The following is a 25,643-nucleotide window of genomic DNA, read 5'->3' as shown; positions in this document are numbered from 1 at the left end:
CAGGAGGGCAGTATGGGACAACTCATCAGCGACATCCGTCTTGCGCTTCGACAGCTTCGCAATGCCCCGGGCTTCACCCTTACCGCAGTGCTGACGCTCGCGCTGGGTATCGGCGCCAATGCATCCATCTTCACCCTGGTGAATGCGGTGCTGCTGCGCGACCTGCCGGTGAAAGAACCAAAGATGCTGTATCGCATCGGTGATAACGATGACTGCTGCGTCAATGGCGGTATTCCGGACGAAGACAAGTACTCCATCTTTGCCTACGACCTCTACCAATACGTACGCGACCACACACCTGAGTTTGAGCAGCTTGCCGCAATGCAGGCCTCTGGCGGAGACAGGGTCACCGTGCGGCGCGAAGGTCAGGGAGAGCAGCCGCATTCCGTCCGCAGCGAATTCATCAGCGGAAACTACTTCTCCATGCTGGGCGTTGAGCCGGGTGCGGGACGCATGCTTTCGACATCGGACGATCGCGAGGGCGCGCCGATCGCCGCGGTCCTCTCTTACGGTGCTTGGCAGCGCATCTTCGCGAGTGACCCGTCCATTGTCGGCGCCACGGTCGCCGTTAACACGCATCCGGTGACTGTCGTCGGCATCACGCCACCCGCCTTCTACGGCGAACGCATGAACGATGCTCCGCCGGATATCTATCTTCCCTTCTCGAGCGAGCCAGTCATGACGTCGACGTCCATCCTGCATCGCCACGAGGCCAACTGGGTCTACATGATGGGCCGCGTCAAGCCAGGCGTGCAGATCGGTCCGCTACAGGCGAAGGTCAGCGGTGAACTCCGACAGTGGTTGCCGCAACTTGGCGTCTATAAACGTGCTGGCGCCGAAGCCGATCTGCAGAAAACTCACACCATCATCGTTCCCGCCGCCATTGGCGTCGGCAATATGCAGCAAAACTTCGGATCCGGACTTCACCTGCTTATGGCGATCTCCGCACTCGTGTTGCTTATCGCCTGCGCTAATATTGCGAACCTGGTGCTGGTGCGCGGACTTGCCCGACGCACACAGACCTCAATCCGTATGGCACTTGGAGCACAGCGCTCCACACTGATTCGGCAGATGCTTACGGAAAGCATCACGCTCTCAATCATCGGTGGCGTCGCGGGTCTCGTCGTTGCCTACCTGGGCACGCGTGCGCTGATCGCGCTCGCCTTTCCCGATGCCGTCGGCCTTCCCATCCAGGCAAGCCCGTCACCGCTGGTGTTGCTCTTCGCGTTCGTTCTGTCGTTGCTGACCGGCATCGTCTTTGGCGTTGCACCTGCTTGGATCACCTCGCACTCCGATCCTGCGGAGGCATTGCGCGGAGCCAACCGTTCCACGCGGGATAGCGCACCCATCCTGCAGCGGACGCTTGTCATCCTGCAGGCGGCTCTCTCCCTCGTTCTGTTAGTCGCTGCCAGCATGCTCACGCGCAGCTTGAACAAGCTGCAACATCAGGACTTCGGAGTGATCCGCGAAAATCGGGTTGTGGTACATCTGAGCCCTTACGATGCAGGCTTCAAACCTGCGGCACTGCAAGCGCTCTATGACAACCTGCAGGATCGCTTCCGCGCCATCCCGGGAGTCGCCCGAGTTGGCCTCGCGACGTATTCCCCCCTGGAGGGCAATAACTGGGGTGAAGGTGTGCAGATTGAAGGCAAAGGCGAGCCGGGCCTTCATGACCAGATTGGTTCGTCCTGGACCCGTGTGAGCCCGGACTTCCTGCAGCTTGTTGGCCACAAGCTCGTTCGTGGCCGCTGGATAGGCCCCCAGGACACGGCCACATCTCCTGCTGTCGCAGTCGTCAATCAGGCCTTCGTGAAGAAGTTCTTTCCGAATGGGCAGGATCCGATCGGACATCATTTTGGCCTGGGTGGTCTGAAGAGTGCACATGAAATCGAGATCGTCGGCGTCGTGACCGATGCAAAGTACAACAACGAGAAAGAGCCGCAGCGCGCCATGTACTTCCGGCCGCTATTGCAGCAGGCGCCCGAGTCCGACGGCCCCTCCGTACGCTCGCTGTATGTCGGTGCCATGATGCTGCAGCTCGACCGTCCGATCGAAGGGCTTGAATCGCAAGTCCGTCGGACCTTCGCAGCGATCGACCCGAATTTGACGGTCGTAGAGTACAGCACTTTTGAGAAACAGATCGATGGCCGCTTCAACCAGGAACGTCTGTTGTCGCGACTCACGGGCATGTTCGGATTGCTGGCACTCGCACTCGCGTCGGTCGGGCTCTATGGCGTCACAGCGTACCTTGTTGTGCGCCGCACCGCAGAGATCGGGATTCGAATGGCGCTTGGCGCAAGCCGACCGCTTGTGGTCCGATCCGTCATGATGGAGGCCATGCTGCAAAGCATCGTGGGCCTTGTAATCGGGGTTCCTGTTGTCTTCCTCTGCAGCCGGTACCTGAAGACGTTGCTCTATGGCATTACTGGTGTGGATGGACTCTCCATCCTCTTTGCCGTGGGCGCGTTGCTGCTCGCTGCGTGGGTCGCAAGTCTGGTTCCCGCATTACGTGCTGCCTCTACTGATCCTGTGAAAGCGTTGCGTACCGAATGACATTTTTCAAGCAAAGCATCGTTGTGGCAATGCTCGTACCCGCGCTGGTTACGCCGGCACAGCAGGTCTCGACTTCGGCCGCAAAGACACCGGCAGCGTCGGCTACGCCCGCGTTGCGTCTGGATATTCCGCACTCATGGAATCCCGTCAACACCTACCGCGCGACACTGGTTCCAAGTCCGAACCTGGCCAACTCGCCGCGGCTCGACGCTCTGATTCGCGACGGTGCAATCCAACTCTCGCTGCGCGACGCCATTGACCTGGCGCTTGAGAACAACCTCGACATCGCCATCGCGCGCTACAACCTGCCGATCGCGCAGGCAGACATCCTGCGAACGCGGGCTGGTGCATCTTTCCGCGGTGTGAATACAGGTGTCGTTCAAAACACACCCGGAGGCGGTGTCGGTGGCTTCGGATCTTCAGCGAGTGGCGCCGGCGCTGGAGGTACTTCCGGTGGCGCGGGCGGTGCAGGTTCAGGCGCGTCGGGACTGGTGCAATCGACACTCGGTACCGGCACCAACGTGCAGTCGTACGATCCCACGCTCAGCGGGAACCTGAACCTTGAGCACTACACGCAGCCCCTCTCCAATACTTCTGTCTATGGAGTGCAGCGGCTGCAGCAGAACACCGTAAATGGCAACGTGAACTTCGTTCAGTCTTTCGCTACCGGAACCACCGTCTCAGCGGTCCTGCAAAATAATCGCACTGCGCAGAACAGTCCCTACACCTTCCTGAACCCAACACTCAACACCTACTATCACGTCCAGGTGCAACAGCAACTGCTCGCCGGCTTTGGGCTAGGGCCCAATCTGCGTTTCCTGCGCATCGCGAAGAACAACCAGAAGATCTCGGATGAGGCATTCAAGCTGCAAATCATCACGACCGTTACGCAGATCGCCAACATGTACTGGGATCTGGTGGCGGCCTACGAAGACGAGCAGGTGAAAGATCGGGCGTTGGCCTTTGCGCAAAGCACTCTCGACAACGGACGGAAGCAGCTTGCGCTCGAAGCCATTCCCGCCATGGAAGTCATGAAGGACGAGGCGGAGGTAGCGAATCGTGAGCAGGACCTGACGATCGCAAAGTCGGCCCTGCAATTCCAGGAACTGCTCATCAAGAACGCTTTGACGCGTAATCTCGACGATCCCATTCTGGAGGCGATGCCGGTCCATCCGACCGACCAAAGCACAACACCGGTCACCGCCGCGACAGAGGCGACGGAGGACATCATTGCGCAGGCGCTGAGCGCGCGGCTTGAACTTTCGGAGTCGGATATCGATCTGCAGAACCGGAGTATCAGCCGTGATGCCGCACGTAACGCTCTACTGCCCAGCGTAGCGCTTACCGGTTTTTACGGAGGCACAGGCCTGGCCGGCGAGCGGAACCCTGCATCGAACGTCGTCTCGACAGCTCCCAGCAACTTTGGCGGGTCTATGGCGAACGCTTTCAACAACAGTGCACCGGACTATTACGTGGGCATCGCGGTCAACGTCCCTATTCGCAACCGCGTAGCCAAGTCCGACCAATATCGGTCCGAGCTCGAAACCCGCCAGGCTGAACTCCGCCTGCAACAACTGAAGAAGCAGATCCGCATTGAAGTCCGCAATGCGCAGTACGCTCTGCAGCAGAGTCAGGCTCGAGTCGTCGCCGCGCAGAAGTCTCGTGATCTCGCCTCAAAGACCTTCGACATCACGAAGAAAGAACAAGACCTTGGAGCGGGGTCAAATGTTCAGACGCTTGGTGCCCAAAAAGACCTTTCAACAGCGGAATCCACGCTCGTCGCTGCGATGACGTCGTATCAAAAGGCAAGGATTGAACTGGACCGTGCGATCGGTTCCACGCTCAACGCAAATGGCATTTCGATAGAATCAGCCAGGACCGGCGTCGTCACGGCGCGAGCGCAATAACCTAGAAGGACAGGCATGATCGCGGAACAAGCCAGCACCCCGGACACTGCAGGTCTCAGCACGGACAAGCGTCCGTGCCGCGTCCTCGTCGCGGATGATCAGCCACACATCCTTGATGCGTTACGCCTCTTGCTCAAACCGCAGGGCTATGTAGTTGAGGCTGTCAACACGCCATCGCTCGTGCTCGACACGCTCTCACACAGCAGCTTCGACGTGGCACTTATTGACCTGAACTACACGCGTCATACCACCTCCGGGCAGGAGGGCATCGAACTGATTGCACGCATTCGCGATCAATATGCGCCGATGCCGATCGTGGTGATGACCGCATGGGGAAACATCGATATCGCCGTCGAAGCAATTCGTGCGGGTGCAGGCGACTTCATTCAAAAGCCCTGGGACAACGAACGTCTTCTTAGCATCCTCCGCACACAGATCGAGCTCTATCGCAGCCAGAAGCAGACACTTCGCCTCGAGGCAGAGAATCAGCTACTGCGCGCCGCTGGAGCACCTGACTTCATCGCACATGCGCCCGCCATGCAGCCGATCGTAGACCTTATGACGCGCATCGGCCCGTCCGATGCCAACGTTCTGATCACCGGTGAGCATGGGACCGGCAAAGAGGTCATCGCACAGATGCTGCATCGCCTCTCGCACCGTGCCTCGCGGACGCTGGTGGCTGTTAATACCGGTGCGCTCTCTGACGGAACCTTCGAGAGTGAGCTTTTCGGGCACGTTCGCGGCGCGTTCACTGACGCGCGGACAGACCGCATCGGCCGTTTCGAACTTGCGAATGGCGGCACGCTGTTTCTCGATGAAATTGCCAACATACCCATGCGCCAGCAGGCCAAGCTGCTCCGCGTGCTGGAGTCGGGCGAGATGGAACGCGTCGGCTCCTCACGCACGCAATCCGTGGATGTCCGTGTCCTCTCCGCAACTAATGCGGACCTGCAGAGCGAAGCTTCTGACGGACGTTTCCGCAATGATCTTCTTTTCCGCCTGAATACTGTCGAGATCCGCCTGCCTGCCTTGCGCGATCGCCGCGAGGACATTCCGGCCCTTGCGGCTCACTTTCTCGCACGCTATTCCGGGCGTTATCGCAGGCCACTGCTTGGGTTCGAGTCTGCAGCAATGCAGATACTTCTGCAGTACCCGTGGCCCGGCAATGTACGCGAACTCGACCACACCATGGAGCGAGCGGTGTTGATGGCGCGCGGAGAGCGGATCGCTGTCGCAGACCTGGGACTGCAATCGCATCGCGGTGCACCTCCGAGTCTCGACGAACTTAGTCTAGAAGCGGTCGAGGCAATTCTCATCCGTAAGGCGCTTACGCGCGCCAACGGCAATGTCAGTAGTGCCGCGGAGGCCCTGGGACTGAGCCGCGGCGCGCTCTATCGCCGCATGGAGAAGCATGGCATCTGAGCGGGATGACCGGGGCGGGAACGCACTCCCGCGGCGCATCCCGCTCGGCCGCTCACGCCGTCGTCTCTACTTCGAGCGTCGCATCTGGTTGTTCCTCTGGCTCCTAAGTCTGCCTGGGCTGTTGCTAACGCTGTTTGTGCTCTACCAGTCCGCGGTCGAGCCGGTTACATGCGCCATTGTCATTGGCTGCTTTCTCATTGTCTGGGCCTTCGCGATTTCTCTTCTTATGGAGCAGATCAAGCACCCGCTGCAGACGCTGGCGAACGTCGTCTCGGCACTACGCACGGAAGATTATTCCTTTCGCGCGCGTGGAGGCCGACGCAATGATGCCATGGGCGACCTCGCGCTTGAGCTCAACCGCCTTGCGGATGGCCTGCAGTCGCAGCGTGCCGGAGCAATGGAAGCCGTTGCCCTGCTCGATCGCGTGATGAGCACCATGACGACGCCCATCCTGGCGTTTGACCATGAAGGCGCGCTCCGGATGCTGAACCCTGCAGCCGAACACTCGCTTGGACTACAGCGCAAAGATGCCCTCAACCGTAATGTCTTCGAGCTCGACCTGGAAGCCCTGCTAGCTGCCAAAGATGCGGTGAGCTTCCCGCCCAGCACTGCACGCTGGCTTGTCCGCCGGAGCACCTTTCGACTGCAGGGCATTCCGCATACGCTCTTCCTGCTGTCCGATATCTCAGCCGCTCTGCGCGAAGAGGAACGAGTCGCATGGGAGCGGCTGGTTCGTGTCCTTGGGCATGAGATCAATAACTCGCTTGCACCGATCAAGTCCATCGCGGGCAGCCTGCGTCAGCGCCTTCCGCTTCCTCCGGACGAACAGGCGGACATCGAAAGCGGTCTTGAAATTATCGAGACCCGTGCGGATTCTCTCAATCGATTCCTGCAGGCTTATCGTCAACTGCTCGCCCTTCCCACACCGCGACGTGCATCGGTGTCGATCGCCGGACTGATCCAGCGCGTGGCGCATCTCGAAACACGTGTCCCCGTTGACGTGGTGCCCGGCGAAGACGTATCCATCCTCATCGACGCAGATCAGATTCAGCAGGCGCTCATCAATATCGTGCGGAATTCAGCAGAAGCCTGTATGAGTCAGGACGTCCTCCGCGCTGACAGGGTACCGCTCGTGGAGATCCAATGGGGGCGGGATGAGAAGTGCCTGTATCTATCCGTGACCGATAACGGTATCGGCTTGACGAATGCCGACAATCTATTCGTGCCGTTCTACACCACGAAGCTCCAGGGCTCGGGAATCGGTCTGGCGCTCGCGCAGCAGATCGCGCAGGCACACAGGGGAAGTGTCCGCCTTGCTAACCGGACCGACGGGCAACAAGGCTGCCGTGCCGAGTTGGAGCTGCCTCTGACATAGGGGTTTATCTCAGCGGTGCTCTTGCTTTCCGCAAAAAGCAAAGGATGGGTCACTCAACGAAGGCGGTGGAGTCGCCCTTCCCCATGCCGACGGAGCTGATCCCATCTTCAAGATAAGCGTGCCACCATCCGCTATCTCCGCATGGTGAAACCAACTGGTTTTCAGGTCGCGCCCATTCAGCGTTGCGGATTGGACATAGCGATTGAGACCAGACGGATCAAGGCCTTCAGCAACGATATGAAGCTGCTTTCCGTTTGCCAGCGCGAGTGACGCATCTGGTACGGAAGGCGAGCTGATGAGATAGATGTCCTGCCCTGCAACCGGGAAGATACCGAGTGTCTGGAAGAGTAGCCAGCTCGACATGGCGCCTGAATCGTCATTGCCTGGTATGCCTGCACGCGTATCAGTGAACGCCTTTTCCAGCAGGAGATGCGCGATGTCAGCGCTTTTGTCGGGTCGCCCGCTGTAGTTGTAAAGAACCGGCATCAGGAAGCCGGGTTCATTGGAAATATCGAAATGTCCGCGCGAGAAAATGAAGTCCATTCGATCATTGAACTGCTGGTCGCCACCCGCCATCTGTATCAGACGACGCATGTCCTGCGGAGCATAGAGCGAATAGGTCCAGATATCACCTTCATACATGAAGTCGGGCCACGTGCCCCGGACAACGAGGTAAGGCTCGGCCCACGATCCATCCGGCTTGCGCGGGCGAAGAAAACCCTTGAAACCGGACTCGGTCATGCTGGGATCCCACAAGTGTTCAAAGTTGTGGGTTCGAGCCAGAGCTTTGACCATCTGCCCCTGCTCGCCGAGACCACAAGCGACCTCTGCTATGGCGTAGTCATCGTAGGCATACTCCACGGTGCGTGAGCCTGCACGTTCGTCGGCTGTGGTGATGAAGCCGCGTTCGTTATAGTCCTTCAGTCCGCCGCGGCCTTCTTTCTGCGCGTCCTTCGGAGGGACTTCCGCATCGTGCAACATCGCTTCGAACGCTGTGCGGTAGTCAATCCCCTTCAAGCCTTTGACGTAGGCGTCGGCAATCACAACATTGGCATTGGAGCCGCCCTGCGTGCGGCCGTTATCATTCCCGCTGCGTGCGTCGGGCATGTAGCCCGTGTGCCGATAGATATCGATCAACGACCGGATGATGTCGCGCTGGCGGTCCGGCGAAATCAACGTCAGCAACGGACTGGAGGTGCGGTATGTATCCCAGATCGCGTAGTAGTCGTCGTAATAGGGTTCGGTCGATGTCCAGACGGGGTTTTCTCCCGTGCGATCGACCGGCATCATCATCACGTGATACATCGCCGTGTAGAGCTTCCTGCGCTGCGTGTCGGTTTCGCCCTTCAGTTGCAGCTTCGCCAGCTCCGTATTCCAAAGCGCTGTATTTTCATGACGTACCGACTCGAAAGACCAGCCGGGAATCTCCGCCTGAATGTTGTCGCGGGCCTGCGTCGCACTCAGGAAGGAGATACCAACCTTGGCTTGAACAACCTGGCGCGCGCGCGCATTGAAATCAAAGGAGGCTCCGATGGCTTTATCGGTATGGACCACCACATCTCGCTCCGCGCTCAATTCACTTCCATTCCATGTCCGCACAGTCGTAGCGGGCGTGTCCAACTGCATGTCGTAAAAGACGCGGTACTCGCCACCCCTGTTCCAGCCACCGCGGAAGCGCGCTACGCCCTGGACCTCTTTGTTCGAAAGAACATGTACCTCAGCGCCGAGAAAGTTCTGGGCCTCCCAGCCTGTGCCCAGGTTCAGCGCCGCAGCAACATTCACCGTAAGGTGCGACTCGCCAGCCCTGAGAAAGGTATAGCGATGAAAACCGACACGACGACTGCTGGTCAGTTCGGCACGCACCTGGGGCCGTGTCAGCGTTGCGGCGTAGTAACCGGGCTTCGCAATTTCCTCAGTACGTGGCGTCTTGATGTCGGTGATGTTGAGCGGCCCGGATACCGGAGCGACGAGAATGTTGCCGTATTTGCCGGATGCGCCACTCAGATGAAGATGCGAAAAGCCAAGAATGACGCCATTGCTGGAATAGCCAAAGCCTGAGCGCCTCCCGTCGAAGGTCTCCATGTCGGGCCCAACCTTCAACATGCCGAATGGAACCGTGGATCCGACGAAGGTGTTTCCTCCCCAGTCAACGCCAATGAATGGATCAACGGACTGCGTGTAGTCAGTCTGACTACCGTGTTTCTGTGCAGCAGCTATTTGAAAAGGGAGCAGCAGGAAGAGAAGATGGCGGAGCTTCACGAATTCACCTTTCTGGGTCGCGCCTGCCAGTCGACCGCCCACATCTTTCACGGACGTTTCCCTGCCTGCGCTTGGCTGCTAGAAGTTATACCGGACAGCCGCAGACTCTGACTGCACAGGTCCGTCGCTGCGAACGAAACCAATCGTTTTCCTTATGCAGGAGTGCCGGCAACTTCAGGGCGAAGCTGCGCCGGCAGTCGCATTCAATGCGGGTGAAGGCGAACCTGGATGACCTCAGCGGGTGTCGCTTCATCCGTCACCGCGCGGCACTCAATCAGGATTTCGAAGTACGGCAGTGTCCCGTCTGGCTTTCGCAGCTTCTTTAGCAGGGGTTCGATACGCTCTTTCTCAAGGATGAAGTCCAGCGCAGACTCTGTGCCGGTCATGTTCAAGCCTTCGAGCAAAAGCACATTCCCAGAGTTATTCAGATTCGGCAGGAAAGCGACTACCGCGAAAACACGGCCTCCCGTAGTGCTGTACATCTGTGGCCGTCCTGACGCGGCTCTCCGGTCAGTGAAATGTGCGTCCGCGTCTTTCGTCGGTCCAACGAATTGAAAATCCATCGACCGCTCAAACATCTCGACCCACGGATCCGCCTCCTGTGCGCCCAACAAAATCACGTTGCCGTCTTTCAGGTCTTCGAGGCGCATGTCGCGCGCAAACTTCACGAACGTGCGATCCGGAGATGCTTCAGGAAGTCGAGCGAAGCGGGCTAGCGCATCCGCGTCCACGATGGAGGTATAGCGACGTTGCGACAGAAATCTTGCGAAGTCAGGATCACGCGCCTCCGAGGGCACGTCGTACCGATGTGCGACGTAGTCTGCGAGGCTCAGGTACCGATGCGTCACCGCATGGAATAGAACTAACCCGGAATCGCCGAGAACGATGCGGGTCGGATGGTTCGCTGTAAACAGCACGGACCACAACACGCTCGTTGGGGGCGTGACCCGAGATGGCTTCTTCGTCAGCAGCAGATAAGACTCCACGGCAAAAGCCAGCAGTAGAAGGATCGTCAACGAGAGCAATGCCCTGCTCGTACGAACACTCGAACCCGCGGTGACCTCTGGAGCGATTGGGGCCCTCATCTCGGTGGGATCGAGCGCCGTCTCTGGAGGCGCACTGGGATCTGCGTCAGGCGATACAGGGACCACCATCGGCCTTGATTCGAAGACGACACGGTAGCCGCCCCGTGGCAGCGTGAGCACTACCGGTTCGGATGAACCATCCCTCTGAAAGTAGAGTTCCAACTGGCGGCGCAGACGTAACGCACTCGACCGCACCACCGTGTCGGCCGAACAGTCGTAGTCTTCCGCGCGGCCAAACACGCGTGTGCCAACTCTCTGTTCACTGAGCTGGTCTTCATTCCCTGCGAGGGTCATTTCTGTTGCGTGACGCAGAAACTCAGACAGGCGTGGTGAACGCTGAAAGGCATTCGTTGCCAGGATGCGCTCCACCAGAGACCATCGAGCGTCGCTCGTAGGGGCGTCAACCTCCGCGTTGCTCTCAAGCTCAAGGGCCGTCATCATCATCCCGTATTTAAGAGATAGCCCGGGCCCATTACGCTTCGGTGAATCACCCCACGTCACCTCCCGCCATACGTGAAGCATGGGAATAGTAAAGTCCTTTGTCTTCAACGCGGACGGTCAACAAGTGGTGAATCTCAGAGATGTCACTCCAAGTCACATCAGTTCGCGCCCTAAGGTGAGCAGGAAACCCACAACTCAGCCTTCGCTGAAAGGAATTGCCTGTCATGGACTTCTCTGCAAGAAAGCTCCGGCCGCTTTGTGTAGCCGCGATCACCGTTGCCTTTGCCGGCTCATCTCTCATCGCGCAAACCACGGGCGCCAGTATTGCCGGGACCGTGCGTGACGCCAGTGGCGCGGCCATTCCCGGTGCAACCATTACGATCATTGACGCCGCAACAAACGAGCAGAAGCGCCTAACCACCGATAGCCATTCCGACTACACTCTCCTTGGATTGGCGCCGGGTTCCTATCGCATGACAGCAACTGCCCCCGGCTTCCGTACCTATGAGCAGCAAGGCATCCGGCTCGACCTTGACCAGCACGCCAGGCAGGACATCACGCTCGAGGTCGGTGACGTGCAACAGGTAGTTAGCGTCACCGCAGATGTCGCCGGCCTGGATCCGGTCACCTCCACGGTCAGCGATGAGGTCAATGGAACCTCTCTGCGCGATCTTCCGTTGAACACACGCAACCCGTACCAGCTTGTCTCGCTCGTCCCCGGCTTTCAGGGCAGCACCGGCGACGACTACAACTCTAATAGCTTCTCCATCAACGGCACACGACAGGGATACACCGACGTGCTCGTCGATGGGTCTCCCGCGGGCTTTCCTACCGTTAATGGCAACTCGGGTATCGGCGTCTTCCCTTCCATTGACGCCATCGGCGAATACCGCATTCTCGCGCAGAACTACGCAGCCGAGTATGGCCGCACTGCCGGTGGCATCGTCAACGTCGTGTACAAGAGCGGCGCCAACCGCTTCCACGGCAGCCTCTTCGAGTTCCTGCGGAACAATGCTCTCGATGCGAACGATTACTTCTCAAATCAAAACGGCAAAGCGCTCCCGGCGTTTCATCGCAATCAATACGGTGGCACGTTCACCGGTCCCATCCGTCGCGACAAAACCTTCTTCCTGCTGAATGCGGAGCTTCTCCGGCAGAACCAATTTCAATCGTTGACTACCACCGTACCCACGGCACAGCAACGGGTCGGCGACTTCTCACAAACGTTCGCTTCCAACGGCAAGCTCATCGCGATCTATAACCCTTTCACCACGCGCCAGAATCCCAACTTCGGCCAGACGGGCCAGTCGCGTTACATTCGCGATGCCTTTGCGGGGAACGTCATCCCTTCCGCTTTATGGAGCAAGGTAGCGGCATCGGTCATGCAGTTCTATCCACAGGCCACGTCCAACGGCGATGCAGTAACCCACGCGAATAATTACTTCGCCAGCGGGAGCACGATCACGCAGACCACGGCGTGGGACGTACGTGTCGACCACAACCTCACCGACACTCAGAAGATCTTTGCCCGTTACGCCAATCGTTACTACAGCAGCGCGCCGAATGCACTCTTCCCACAGAACCTTGCGGTCGCTGAAGGTCTGATCAACGGTGAGGATTACGCGCGTGGTCTCACGATCGGTTACACAAACACGCTGAATCCGCACACCATCTGGGACACGCGCCTTGGCTTTGCGCGCACGCTCTACAACTACCTGAACACCAGCCTTGGGTACCAGGCTTCATCGTTAGGCCTACCCAGTACCTTGAATGCCGCTGGCGGGACGGCGATCTTTCCGACGTTTGGCGCCAGCGGCTACACGACGCTCGGCAACGAAGGCAACCGGCACAACGCCTTTATGAGCTACAGCCTGCTGTCTTCGATCACCGTTGAGCGCGGCTCGCATATCTTTAAGGCGGGGTTTGACGGTCGGTTGATCCGCGTGAATGACCATGAAAGTAACGACAGTGCTGGCCTCTTCAACTTCTCGCAAAGCTTCACGCAGGGCCCCGACCCGCAGACTGCGAATATAAACGCCGGCAACTCCATCGCATCCCTGTTACTGGGTACAGGAACCGGTGACCTCATCCAGAACTTCAAGGATGATGCTTCGCAGAGCTACTATTTTGCGGGCTATCTTCAGGATGACTGGCACATCGTTAAGACGCTCACGCTGAACCTCGGTGTGCGGTATGACATCGATACCCCACGGACTGAGCGCTACAACCGCATGAATTATTTCGATCCCAACGCCGCCTCACCCTTGCAGAATGCAGTGCCGGGCTTGAAGGGAGGGCTGGTCTTCGTGGGTGTCGACGGCAAGAGTCGCCATCAGTACCACATCGACAATAACAACCTGGCGCCCCGATTTGGCTTCGCGTGGTCGGCCACGCCGAGCACCGTCGTGCACGGTGGTGCTTCCGTCGTCTACGGCCCCTCGGCACAAGCTGCGGCAGGTACCGTCGGTCCCTACGGCTTCCGTGTGCAGAACACATGGGCCAGCAGTGCCGGCAACGACGGCATCACGCCGTTGAATACGCTGGACAATCCCTTCCCACAGGGCTTCTCTGCGCCTCCGGGCGCCTCGGCTGGTCTGCTGACCGGCATCGGTAGTCAGATCGAAGGCGCCATCCAGAACACACCGACTCCATACGCGGAACAGTGGGTGCTGGATGTGCAGCAGGCGCTTGGCAAGGATGTGACGATAAACATGACGTACGTCGGCAACCGGGGACGTAAGCAACAGCAGAGCCGCGAAGGTGGTATCGACTACGATCAGCTCCCAGCATCCGACCTGAGCTATGGCTCAAGCCTCTCAGATCAGGTCGCGAATCCCTACTTCGGCGTAATCAACGTTGCGCCCTTCAATGCAAACACCATCGCGCGTAGTCAGTTGTTGAAGCAGTACTCGCAGTTCACCAGTGTGCTGCCGCTCTTCCTCTCCGGTGGCAACACGCAGTACGACGCCTTCCAGTTCCGTGCGAATAAGCGGTTCAGCCGTGGTTTACAAGTGCAGGCTTCCTATACATGGGCACGAAACTTCGACAACGGAACGACTCATCAGGACAGCTTCCATCCCATGGCTGACTTCGCCGTCAGTTCGCAGGACGTTCGGAATCGCTTTGTCGCTTCCTACATCTACGATCTTCCATTCGGTCGCGGTCGGCGGTTTGCCGGAACCATATCGCCCTGGCAGGACATCCTCGTGGGAGGATGGGCTGTCAATGGCGTCACCACCATCCAGGGCGGTACGCCACTTCAGATTACCGCGAGCAATGTCTCGGGTCTGGGTAACCCGACGGAGTACGCAAACTGGGACGGTCAAAACGCAACACTTCACACAGACCTGCACACGCGTCTGAACAGGTCGTTCGACACAACGCACTTCTCGCAACCAAAGGCCTTCACGCTGGGCAACGGACCGGCATACTACAACACGCTGCGAGGCCCCGGCCTCAACTCAACGGACCTTTCCCTCTTCAAAGACTTCGGAGCTGCAGAGCGTGTCAAGCTACAGTTCCGGGCTGAGGCATTCAACGTCTTCAATCACGTTCAGTTCAGCAATCCCAACACAAGCGTGGCAAGCACCAGCTTTGGTGCCATCACGTCACAGGCGAATAACCCGCGACAGCTACAGTTCGGATTGAAGCTGCTGTTTTAGAGCTAAGTTTGTGCGGGGATCGATATAGTCCCCGCACACTCGTCATCGTCCACAGGTGAGCCGGGTTAGCTCTTACACGGAAGGTTAGCTGGCCTACCCCTTTCGACGTAGGCGGGGGGATGCAGACCCTGCCATAAACGTCTCCTGCTATAAATTCGTGCCTGCATTGTTTTGTTTCATTTTGATATCACTCTGAGGCATGGGGGATTGTTATCTGAAATGAGAGTGATAATCTCTGGATCGCTCCCCCGGATAAGGGCCATTCTCGTCGGTATTCAGCGTGAATGTTTCAGACTGGATCGGAGACACAATCCCCCGATTGACAAGGCTTTCCATGATCCGTCTGCGTCCCCTTCCCCTGGCAGCCCTCTCGTTTGCGATGCTGCTTCCAGCGACATCCCCTACAGCATCTGCACTTACGGCCACGACAACATTTGGTGTTTCCGCGAATGTCATCAAGGCCTGCGTTGTAAGTGCGACTTCGGTCGCCTTCGGCACTTACAACCCCGTAGGCGCAGCCGCGGCTAACGCCACCGGCACCTTGACTGTATCCTGCACGGCAACGACAAGTTATACAACGGGATTGAGCGCCGGAACCGGCACCGGAGCGTCGGTCACTGCGCGTAAAATGACGGGAGGAACGGCTTCCAATCTCCTGGCATACGGCTTGTATCAGGACTCGGCTCATACTGTGAATTGGGGTAACACTCCGGGGACGGATACTCCCGCTGCCGTCGTCGGCACCGGCCTGCCTCAGACAGCTACCGTCTACGGACAGATTGCCGCTGGCACGGTTGGAGCAATCGACAACTACACCGACACGATCACTGTAACGGTCACCTATTAAGGTCGCTTGTCGTACGGCCCCATCTGCGCAGTGCCCCGGCACGATTTTGATGGGGGCCGTACCGATCCCTGTGCGCGGTCGATCCAGGCCGTCCACCTCTTTCTCCAAACCTAATAGTGTTGCCGCGATGATCATAACTTCACAACGAGTGGCAAACGTCGCCCAACGACTGAGGCGGCGCTGCCGTGCCGTCACCGTATCTCTGTTCGGTCTGACGCCGCTCTTGATCGCGCTGGGCACTGCGCACGCTCAGACGTTGGCGGTGCAGCCCGTCAACGTAGTGCTTCTGCCCGGACAGAAGATCGCCACGCTCACCCTGAAGAACCCTTCTACAGAAGCGATCACAGTGCAAGGCCGCGCCTTCACGTGGAACCAGGATGGGAATGACGATCCGTTGAAGGCCACAGACGCCATGTTGATCAGCCCACCGATGGCCACGATCCAACCAGGTGAAAGCCAGGTGGTCCGTGTCGCCATGCGCCAACCCACTGCTGGCCGCGAGACGACTTACCGATTACTGCTTGACCAACTACCGTCGCCGTCCCGGCCAAAAGGCATCGCTGTACTGCTGCGGCTTTCTATTCCGGTTTTTGTCGAATCCGATGTGCATGCGGCTCCCGAGTTCGATTTCCGCGTGGAAGGCGATCACGAGGGCAAGTCATTCCTGGTTGTGACAAATCGCGGTCAGCGGCACGATTCCGTCCGTGACATCCATCTGAAAGCCCCGGATGGCACCACATGGAAGACCGCCGTACCGGGACTTCCCTACGTGCTTGCAGGTGCAGAGCGACGTTGGCCTATTGAGGCTGAAGGCTCTTCCCACGATCTCCCCGCCACTTTCTCGCTGACCGCGCAGACAGATGTGGGAGGCCTTGTGCGACAGGTTCGCGTGATCAAGCAACCATGATCAGATCGTGCCACCAGCCTTGGCTGCTGGGTGGTCTGTTGTTTCTGATGTGCGTTTTCTCTTCCAGATCATGCTTCGGTCAAGACCAGTCTCTGCTGCTGGAAGTCAATGTCGACGGTCGCGCGACTCACAAGATCGTCGAGTTCACGCAACATGACGACACACTTCTCGCGCGGACGGAAGATCTACGCGATCTGGGTCTGCTGATTCCCGGCAGCACGTCTGAGTGGACGGACCTTCACAAGATTCCTCTGGCGGTATGGCACATCGACACGCAGGCGCAGGTGCTGTTCCTAAGTACCGATGGCCGCTCGTTGAAGCCTTCCGATTTGACGCTCGATAATCCCGCGGATCCCGAGATGCATCGCAACGTCGAGAGCTCGGCTGGCGTGACCCTGAACTATGACCTGCTGAGCACCTTGGCCAGTTCCAATAGCGGCGTGAACGGGCAGGTGAATGTAAGAGCGTTTTTTCCCCGAGGGAGTATCTCTTCAAGCTGGCTGGGTTACGCCGGCGGAGTGCCCGGGCCGTACGGCCCGAATGCCGCCGTCCGGCTCGACACGACCTATCAGTACGCGGACGTGGACACGATGCGGCGTTACAGCGTGGGTGACTTCGTTACGACAGGATTGTCGTGGACAAGACCAGTACATCTGACGGGCTTACAGCTTCGCTCTGACTTCAGCACACGGCCTGACCTTGTAACTTTCCCGCTTCCAAGTGTGCGCGGTTCAGCAGCGGTCCCATCCACCATCAATGTCCTCGCTGACGGAACACAGGTTCTATCGCAGCAGGTTGAGCCTGGACCATTCCAGGTGCCGCAACTGCCAGTCGTAATGGGTGCTGGAAACATCGCGCTTACTGTGACGAACGCGCTTGGGCAACAAGTGACAGTGACACAACGTTTCTACGCGAGTACCGCGATGCTGGCGCCCAAGTTACAGACTTTTGCTGTGGAAGCTGGTCTGGTCCGCCTGGACTGGGGCAATAAAAGCAACCACTACGGCGACGCTGCCGGCTCTGCCATCTATCGTCGCGGACTGAGCCCGTACTTCACAGTGGAAGGCAAGGTAGAGGGTGCCCAGGGTTTGGTCGCGCCTGGTGTCGGTGGGATCGTACGCATTGGATCTCTTGGCACCATCCGGGCCTCGTTTGCTTCAAGTCTGGGCGATGGCCACAACGGGCAGCAGGTATCGCTGGGGGCAGAGCGTATCGGACGAGTGTTTAGTATCGGCGCCTATGCCATGCTGACGCGTAAGGACTATACCGACATCGCCGCGCTGAACAACGCGCCCATCGCACGGTCGCAGATCAGCGGCAACATCGGCTACACCACACGACACTACGGTACCTTCGGCGCGGCCTATGGTGATGTCAACCAGGAGTCCTACTACAACGCATCCCTCTCTGCCCAGCAACTGGCGCAGCGCAATCGCATCGTGTCAGCCAACTACTCGGTCCAGGTTCGCCATGTCACGGTCTATGCCAATGAGTTTCGTAGCATTGGCGGTGGTAACAACAGTCAGGGCTTCCAGGGTGGAATAACCTTTGCCTTTGGTTCGCGGGTATCCGTTGACATCTCCGGCACCTCGGACGGCAGCGGACAGATCCAGGTGCGGCGACCAGCGACAGACGTAGGTCAGTGGGGCTACGGCGCTTATGTCCAGGCGGGCAGTTTCAATCATCAGTTCGCCGAAGTGCAATATCGGTCTCACCTTGGCTACATCGTCGGAGGCGTCGATCAGACGCTCGGTGTGGTGACTGGCCGGGTCGAGACCCAGGGCGCGCTTTCGCTGGTTGACCGCAGGATCTTCGCCTCAAACGAGATATTCGACAGCTTCGCCGTGGTGGACACCGGCTCCGAGCGTCACGTGAAGATTTTCGAAGAGAACCGACCCGTGGGCGACACCGGACGATCGGGCAAGCTGTTGATTGCCAATGTGCGGTCGTTCCAACCGAACCACCTGTCCATCGATCCGACCGGCATTCCAATCGATGCAACCATTGAGAACGCCGCGCAAACGTTTCGTCCACGAGACCTTTCCGGGGTCATCGTTCGCTTCAAGATCCGCGCTGGTCATAGCGCGCTGCTCCACATCACCGACAGCACGGGCATTCCCGAGCCGGTGGGTAGCATGGCAACCCTTCGGTCGACGAAAACTGCTGTGACGGTAGGCTATGACGGCAGTGTCTTCCTTCAAGACCTCGAACCAAAGAACGAACTGGACGTCGTGATGCCCGATGGCCAACACTGCACAGTAAGCTTCTCCTACAAGCCGACTCCCGGAGACATCCCACTGCTCGGCCCCTTCCCTTGCAAGGAGCGCACACATTGAGACACCACTTGCTCCTATGGCTCTGCCTCCTCCTGGCGCCTGCGGCAATCGCTCAGAATCCTCCGTGTTCGATCTCGGTGCCAGCCATTCACCTTGGAACCTATGCCGGCTCGCGCGTTGCCACAGGCGTCACACCTGTCTCCGTGGTATGCCCTCCCTCCACTTCGTACACCATCGGTCTCAGGAGCAACGCTGGTGGCGCGTCGAATTCAGTTCGCGCGATGCGAGGGAGCCGCGGTGCCAAGTTGAATTATCAGCTCTTCCAGGACGCCGCACACAGCGTGAACTGGGGCAGTGAGATTGGAACAGACGTGGTCGCCGGTGTGGGTACAGGCAGCGTCCAGCGCTTCAATATCTATCCTGTCCTGCTGCAAGGCCAACCGTCACCGCAAGGCGAATACACAGACGCCGTGACCGTGAGTGTGACTTCGAACCGGGGAACGTACTCCGTAAACGTGCCAGTGATCGCGAATGCGACAGGGCTTTGCGTTGTGCTTTCAACATCGATGGCCTTTGGAAGTTACGGAGGTAGTGCCATCGCCAGCACATCGACCATCTCACTTACATGCACCGCCAACATCACCTATGACATCGCGCTCAGTGCAGGGACAACGACCGGTGCAACGCCCAGTGCACGGAAGATGGCGGGCCCAAACGGGGGGATGCTCTCATACGGCTTATACCGCGATGCTGCCATGACACTCAACTGGGGAGCGACCAGCGGTTCCGACACGCTCACTGGCGTAGCGACCGGCTTGCTGCAACCGATCACGGTGTACGGAAAGATACCGGCCGGTCAGATCGTTCCTATTGGAAACTATTCCGACTCCATCACCGCAACCATCACCTACTAACGGCACCGTCGCCTCTCCGCCGTGAAACACACGTGGCGTGAGCTTTACTTCATCCCCTGCAAGCCGGGCTGCAGCAACTTGTAGACAGTGCCTCCAATCTGCGGGAACTCGTAGGCAATCCAGGTGAGCAGCGGGACCGCGCCGAAAGTGGCGATCCGGAGGTAAAAATCCGATCCGAGTTCGTTGGGAGTGGTGTCCGTGATTCGGCTCAGAATTGCACTGCGATGCATCTGGGCGAAGACTCCAATGAAGCCCACGCTGAGCGCGCCCAGCAGGAACGTGAAGCCCCAGTCCATAAAGGCGTGTGGCTCAAAGGGAAATGAGTTCCACGCAATAAGTGCAAGAACGAAGGTGTTCCCGACAATCAGCATCTGATACCGGATGTTGAGTAGGACCGCCCGAATCAGCGCGACATAGCGAATGACAATCAGGTCCTCGGCAAGCTGTTCCAGCGAAACAGGAGCCGTCACCCCTTCGTCTGTATTGGCTTTGTCCTGCTTTGTCGTCGGTGCTGGGTCATTGACACCACCGACTCTCTTACCCCAGCGTTCCATCAGGTATCGTCCAACCAGTAGCGTGCTGAACTCCGCGTAGCCAGATTCAATGTGAAAGATGCTGCACGTGTCCGCGCAGTCCTTGGGCATATCCCAAAGCTGTTCCGACGGACATGATTGTTCCTCTACATCCACAGCAGCCGCACTCGCCGGGATCAACCCAGAGGCGGATCTCTTGCCGCTGCCAATACTCTTCATCAGATTATGAATCTGCAGATTGATGATCTGATGCTGAGCCAGAAGTTCTGACTGCAGTTGGGGATCCTGCGCGAGTTCAGGATGGCGGACGATCTGGCGGATGGTCTCCGTGGACCGGGACATCTCACGCCAGCGAATATGCAGACCTTTCTGTCGGAGCATGCTCATCCAGCCGCCGCTCTTATAACGATCAAAAGCGAAGCGGATTGGCATACGCTCCAAGGGTTCCAGCAACCCGCGATTCAGTGCCGTCCAGACGAAAAGCACCCGCAGCCAACCCGAGAGAGCCACCATCAATAGCGGGAAGAAGAGGGCCTTCAGAAGAGCTTCGTAGAGCGTCGGCCCCCACGAAAACAGGACAGGCCTGAAGACAAATCGATCAAGCCCGTGAATTCGGAACAAGACGAGACATCCAAGAAAGAGGACCACGTAGACACATCCAAGCGCGGTATCGAGCCAGCGATGGAACGACTTACTCAGAAAGCGCGCGGCGATCTCACGAGTGATGAGCAAGCTCGTCATGTCTGCGTAAAGACAGGTGCTCCTTGGCGTCTCACACGCTTCCAGAACATCGTCCGGAACAAACATCGGAGAGGCTTCATGATTCGCACCGTCCGGTACCTTTCGTGGAAGGCGCGGCCTGTGAATATGCGAGAACCGGAGTCTTGCGGTCTGATAGATAGCCCATAGATACCAGGCAAACAGCACCAATACCACGGGGCAGATGGGACTAACGCCGCTGAAAGGCTGAAGACACCGGAAGCTATGATAGAGCCCCGCGAAATTTGGATACCCATACAACGTATCGCTGCTGCAGATGCGGGCCCAGAGGAGCACGATCCCAGCGAGTGCCAACACAGCAACGAAATTGAAGAAGGTGTAAGGGCGGCATTTCGGATGGTAGAAGTAACGCCTGGTCTTCCATGCGGTTGACACGCACACAAACGCGGCACAGCACATCAACACAGCGGCTACCGACAAGGAGCCCGGTGTTACGTGAAAGTAATGACTTACGCGCAGCAAAGGATACGCAACGACGAAGGCCATCGCTGCCAGGACCGATCCACCGATGTTGATATAGACAGCTCGTCGATGCGGTGAGTCATTCTGGTCAATGGCTACATCCCGTGTGAACGGTGACCATAGGTCTGCCACCAGCAGGCCGACAGTGTGGATGAGACATGCGACGCACAGTACGCCGGCAAGAATCTGCCATGGCAGGCCGGGAACAATGCCTGAATTTGAGTTAATCGATTCCGGAACACGCACTTGCGTGTCGTTCAGTTCGGCATTCGCCTTTCGCGGCAGCACGTCGTCTTCCGTGCAGAGCGCCAGCGCGGGCGCCGCACCCGCTTTTGGATCGAGCGAAATGCTTGGCAGGATGGTCGAACTGTCACTCCCGCACCAACTCAGAAGACCAAGCGGGTAGTATCCGTCCGCGCCGATGGCCGAAGCCCACAGCGGTATCTGGCTCACCAGGGTTTTTCCATCCGCAAGAGACTTTGAGCGACGTAGATAGCCTGATAGGACGGGCTCAGAACGAGAAGTCGAATTGCGGAATGCGAAGCTTGCCGCGTTGTACATCTCCGCGGAGTGATAGTCCGAGTGCAGCCACTGCGTTCGCCGCGTGAAGTCAAGTGACGACAGCAGATACGGTGAGAGCGAGAGCGAACCAACATAGGACGCATTCTCACCCTCCCGCTCAAAGAGAAGATCGCCGCCACTCGATGTGACGATCCGTGCATCAGGACAGGCGCGGTGCAGAAAGTCTGCCAGGAATACGTCGTCCAGAATGTTAGAGGCGGAGATCAGCACAAACTGTGTCCGTGCTCGCTTGAGTTGATTTGCGATCGCCATCAACTGCGCTTCGATGGAGAGTGGTGTCTGCGTCGTTGAAAAATGCTCCACCGTATCGTCCGCGGCATCGCCCTTGAGCGAGAAACCGAGATATGGCGTCGGTGCTCCTCCTTTCACCTCACTGGCCATCGCGTTGCGCACCACCGATAGCTCTCGTGGAAACCGCAGGTTGAGGATCGTGCCAACGCTATTCAATGGCTTGTCGCCGGGGCGGTAACACCCCCGCTCGCCAGTCGGACACTCATTGCGATCCCCCTCGCGTCCTGAGGTTTTCGTTGAGGCACTCGAGGCGGTCTCTCCGCTCGTTGAGCCGAAGACGGTGCCTGCCTCAGACAGCACGGCAACCCGGCTCAGATCAAACCCAGACCGAACGAGCGCTTCGAGAAAGCGGTCCTGCTCAAAGCCGGTATTCTCTCCAAATGATCGGTAGGAGCCCTGCCCGTTCGGATCGAGCGCGTGCGAGGCAATGGCCGTACTGGTCACTCCAATGACCGAGAGCGTGGGGTTTCCCATCTCCGGTAGACTGGCCGTCAACCCTGCATAAAGTGAGGCGGCTGTGCCGGAATAAGACGGCCCAATCACCGAGAGCACTTCGGCAGTCTTCCCTTCCCGTGTCGTCTTTTCATTGTCGCTATTTCGGACTTCTGTTGTGCCACCCAGCGGTGCACGCGAAGATAGGCGGCTGTGAACCCGTCCCGTTAATCGATCAAACCGTGGGGTCTCTGCGGTTTCAAGAGGCGCGGTCGAATCCACTCCGTCGTGCTGGAGTGATAGATGAGCATGATGACGATTGCGAAGATACGCCTCGAAGCGCAAGGCATTCTGTAACTGCTCACCATTGATGCCAAGCGCTGGAGTCTCAGCGACCAGAAAGAGATATACGACCTTTCGATAGCTTTTCCAGGAGTCATCGGCAGTTGCACGCGCGACGGGGCCACCCGTCTTCAACGGGGAGGCTCGTTTTTCCTTCCGGGGCCATTGCTTCGTCTCTGGAACATAGCGCAGGATAATCAGCCCAGGCAGTCGCTCGCGTTGTGAATCCCGCTCATCCGATGGAGCAGCGGAACTTGCTGACTCGCTGCGATGTTGCCACGGTAGCCAGTAGTAGTCGCTCAGGTAATGTCCATCTGCCGCCGCAAGAAGGACCGACTCCAATGTCCTGTCGAAATCCAACGAAAGTCCGCTGTGAACAGGATCTGGAACGACGGCAATCAGGGAGGTTATGTCAGAGGCAGGCGAGGCCGCTGTGTTGCCGGCCTTGGCGTCATCTCTCGGAATATTCCAGCCCACGCCTTCCGGCGAGCCACACCCCGCCGTAGGCATCGATGACACCGCGGCGTCTGTGGTGGCACTTGGATTGGCCTTTGTGATCTCGGGACGGTACACGGCCGCCCAATACCGGCACGATGCGATCCATGGACCCTCTCCCATGACTTGTTGACCAGGAATCCCTTTAGCCGAGACCGGAGTTGTCTTCGGAGTAGGCGACTCCTTCGGCGCGGATGAGACGGTCCTTCCGGACTGGAAAAGGGCGCTGGCCATGAGGGTGAATGCAACCGTGAAGGTTCGGGCAAACTTGGCCACGCTCAATCTCCCAAAGAAGGATGTGCCCTGTGATATGACCGCTCAGGTCCCTTGCGCAGGAAGCAAGAAGGCACCGCATTCGCACACGGTCACCAGCGGCAAGGTGCGATGCGATCCCAGCATCGCTGTCCCGCAGTCTCTAATCGTCGATGTCACCATCGCTGAGTCGCATATTTCAGCAACAGGGGCTTGTCGGCCATCGTCATGACACAGTGGTGGAATCCTAACAAGCGGCTATCCGAAGTCAAGATAATTATTTTCATTATTCAAACCGTAAGGTGCACCAATCTACTTACGTGCACACTGCTGACTTTGCCCTTCAGCCCGTGCGCCGTAACTTATGCCATTGAAACGTGCGCGCAGTGAGCGACTTATGCAACAACGGTCAGGAAGATGATTATCGGGAAATTATTAGTTACCTGAGGACGCCGTGTCTCCAGCGATCAGGTTACCAATACTGCCGTTCAGTTGCGGACTAGAGATCGCATAGAACATTCCGCCTCTGCCGTTCTGACTACTGTCGCATTTGCCTGCGGCGCTCTTGACGAGAGTCCCCTGTTGGTTTTCATCACCGAAGATGACGTAGGGTTGTGTGCGGGTCGTGGATACGCCAATCTTCGCATGATTAAAGTTTGCTCCAAGACCGCCTGCCAGCGAGAAGACCCTTCCTTCCCACGTGCCAGCCGTAGCAATCTCCACAGGTCCAGGTGTCCCCAGGGATTCATCCCAGCAAGTGATCGTCGAATCTGTCGTTGTCGATGGGATTTCCGGGTTGGCCCACCAGGTAGCCGCGCGAAGCCCAATACCACCCAAGGTTGCCGATACCATCTGCCACGGCGGTACGTTCATGCTGGACGGCTTTGAGATGAAACGGAACCCTGAAGAAAGCGTCCCCTGCACAAGCGCCTCGCTGTCAGAGAGCTTTCCCAGACCGTTGACCAATGCCTGCACATCGGACGGGCCACCATTACTTACCAGCTGACTTGAAGTCGGATTCGTAACGACACTGGAGTTCTTCATCCCCTGCAGCACGAGAATCAAATCGTCCTTCGTTAAACGCAGAGCAAGAAAATGCTGGCTTACCTTAACGTCGTTATCTTTGATACACCCAAGCGTGTTCCCGTCGGTCAATCTTGGACTCTTCACGTTTCCAGCGCCTGGCCAGGAAGGTGTTGAGACCTGCATGACAAATCCCTGACCAGCATCATCCCATGCAAGCATTCCCTTGGAGTGTCCCCAAGGTGCGCCCCGGATTGGAAGTGGATCATCGTAGAACTGATCGTTCCAGAGCACGTAGTGGTAGTTTCCGTTATAGACCTCGTTGAAGCTCGCTCCAACGGGATCGGAATCAGTCGTGCCGACGCAATCCTTAACTCTATCCTGGAGAAATTGCGATTCGCTGCTCGCGTAAACATATTGCTGACCAAATGTTTTATATGGCTGGACAGTCCCACCGAACGGGCAGGATCCAACGGCACCACCGCAAGCCGGGAAGACGGCGGCGTTCATCTTGAAGACGAACCACCAGTCCACGGGGTGCCCTTTGGCAAGCAATGGCACCGGCGCGCCATTCGCCACAGCCGCAGCCAATGTGTCGTCTCCGTTGATTTGGATAGCTGCAAAAGGGAGAGGTTTCGGTGGATTATGGCTGCGTGAAATGGCAGCAGTCCCAAGAGCCAACGCGACAGGGATCATTGGCCCCACGATCCGGACCAAGCGACCTCGCGGTGCGCTTTTCTTCATCGGCATTCCTGTCTTTCGGGGCAGCGTGGTCTCGATTTTCTGGCGGGCATCTGCCAAGC

Annotated in this window: 13 protein-coding genes; 9 read left to right on the top strand and 4 right to left on the bottom strand. The window is 58.1% G+C overall.

Annotated features, from left to right (window positions below; translation table 11 throughout):
* Nucleotides 1–12 precede the first annotated feature (12 nt).
* Genes BLW03_RS00440 through BLW03_RS00425 form a run of 4 tightly spaced genes read left to right on the top strand, consistent with a single transcriptional unit; the run spans nt 13 to nt 7,257 of the window.
* Nucleotides 13–2,553 (top strand): ABC transporter permease, encoded by a 2,541-nt coding sequence (locus tag BLW03_RS00440; RefSeq protein WP_074651841.1) that lies wholly within the window; start codon nt 13–15, stop codon nt 2,551–2,553.
* Nucleotides 2,550–4,460 (top strand): TolC family protein, encoded by a 1,911-nt coding sequence (locus BLW03_RS00435; protein ID WP_074651840.1) that lies wholly within the window; start codon nt 2,550–2,552, stop codon nt 4,458–4,460. Before BLW03_RS00440 ends, BLW03_RS00435 begins: the two co-directional genes overlap by 4 nt.
* A 15-nt stretch (nt 4,461–4,475) precedes the next feature.
* The gene (locus tag BLW03_RS00430; protein ID WP_074651839.1) at nt 4,476–5,882 is read left to right on the top strand and encodes a sigma-54-dependent transcriptional regulator; all 1,407 of its coding nucleotides are present in this window, start codon (nt 4,476–4,478) and stop codon (nt 5,880–5,882) included.
* Nucleotides 5,872–7,257, top strand: coding sequence for a sensor histidine kinase (locus tag BLW03_RS00425; RefSeq protein WP_083350215.1), 1,386 nt, complete (start codon nt 5,872–5,874; stop codon nt 7,255–7,257). Before BLW03_RS00430 ends, BLW03_RS00425 begins: the two co-directional genes overlap by 11 nt.
* Nucleotides 7,258–7,266: 9 nt before the next feature.
* Here BLW03_RS00425 and BLW03_RS00420 read toward each other — a convergent pair whose 3' ends face one another.
* Nucleotides 7,267–9,516: a GH92 family glycosyl hydrolase gene (locus BLW03_RS00420; RefSeq protein ID WP_083350674.1), complete on the bottom strand. Its 2,250-nt coding sequence runs from the start codon at nt 9,514–9,516 to the stop codon at nt 7,267–7,269.
* 203 nt (nt 9,517–9,719) lie between these two features.
* The gene (locus tag BLW03_RS00415) at nt 9,720–11,123 is read right to left on the bottom strand and encodes a hypothetical protein (RefSeq protein WP_212733101.1); all 1,404 of its coding nucleotides are present in this window, start codon (nt 11,121–11,123) and stop codon (nt 9,720–9,722) included.
* A gap of 143 nt (nt 11,124–11,266) precedes the next feature.
* On the opposite strand from BLW03_RS00415, the gene BLW03_RS00410 reads away from it, so the two are divergent.
* The 5 genes from BLW03_RS00410 to BLW03_RS00390 all read left to right on the top strand — a co-directional run bounded on the left by BLW03_RS00410 (nt 11,267) and on the right by BLW03_RS00390 (nt 19,648).
* On the top strand, nt 11,267–14,704 hold the full coding sequence (locus tag BLW03_RS00410) for a TonB-dependent receptor (RefSeq protein ID WP_074651837.1): 3,438 nt from the start codon (nt 11,267–11,269) through the stop codon (nt 14,702–14,704).
* Nucleotides 14,705–15,038: 334 nt separating this feature from the next.
* Nucleotides 15,039–15,551: a Csu type fimbrial protein gene (locus tag BLW03_RS00405; RefSeq protein ID WP_074651836.1), complete on the top strand. Its 513-nt coding sequence runs from the start codon at nt 15,039–15,041 to the stop codon at nt 15,549–15,551.
* Between the two features lie 148 nt (nt 15,552–15,699).
* Nucleotides 15,700–16,458 carry a fimbrial biogenesis chaperone gene (locus tag BLW03_RS00400; protein WP_074651835.1) on the top strand — a complete coding sequence of 253 codons (759 nt, stop codon included), beginning with the start codon at nt 15,700–15,702 and terminating at the stop codon, nt 16,456–16,458.
* The gene (locus BLW03_RS00395) at nt 16,455–18,794 is read left to right on the top strand and encodes a fimbria/pilus outer membrane usher protein (RefSeq protein ID WP_074651834.1); all 2,340 of its coding nucleotides are present in this window, start codon (nt 16,455–16,457) and stop codon (nt 18,792–18,794) included. Before BLW03_RS00400 ends, BLW03_RS00395 begins: the two co-directional genes overlap by 4 nt.
* On the top strand, nt 18,773–19,648 hold the full coding sequence (locus BLW03_RS00390) for a spore coat protein U domain-containing protein (RefSeq protein WP_083350213.1): 876 nt from the start codon (nt 18,773–18,775) through the stop codon (nt 19,646–19,648). Before BLW03_RS00395 ends, BLW03_RS00390 begins: the two co-directional genes overlap by 22 nt.
* A 44-nt stretch (nt 19,649–19,692) precedes the next feature.
* Here BLW03_RS00390 and BLW03_RS00385 read toward each other — a convergent pair whose 3' ends face one another.
* The gene (locus tag BLW03_RS00385) at nt 19,693–23,841 is read right to left on the bottom strand and encodes a hypothetical protein (RefSeq protein ID WP_170834907.1); all 4,149 of its coding nucleotides are present in this window, start codon (nt 23,839–23,841) and stop codon (nt 19,693–19,695) included.
* A gap of 411 nt (nt 23,842–24,252) precedes the next feature.
* Nucleotides 24,253–25,641: a deoxyribonuclease II family protein gene (locus BLW03_RS00380; RefSeq protein WP_083350212.1), complete on the bottom strand. Its 1,389-nt coding sequence runs from the start codon at nt 25,639–25,641 to the stop codon at nt 24,253–24,255.
* Nucleotides 25,642–25,643 lie beyond the last annotated feature (2 nt).

The sequence above is a fragment of the Terriglobus roseus genome, assembly GCF_900105625.1.
Taxonomy (GTDB): Bacteria; Acidobacteriota; Terriglobia; order Terriglobales; family Acidobacteriaceae; genus Terriglobus; species Terriglobus roseus_B.
The sequence above is the reverse complement of the archived record's forward strand: the minus strand, read 5'-3'. Positions and strand labels throughout refer to the sequence as shown.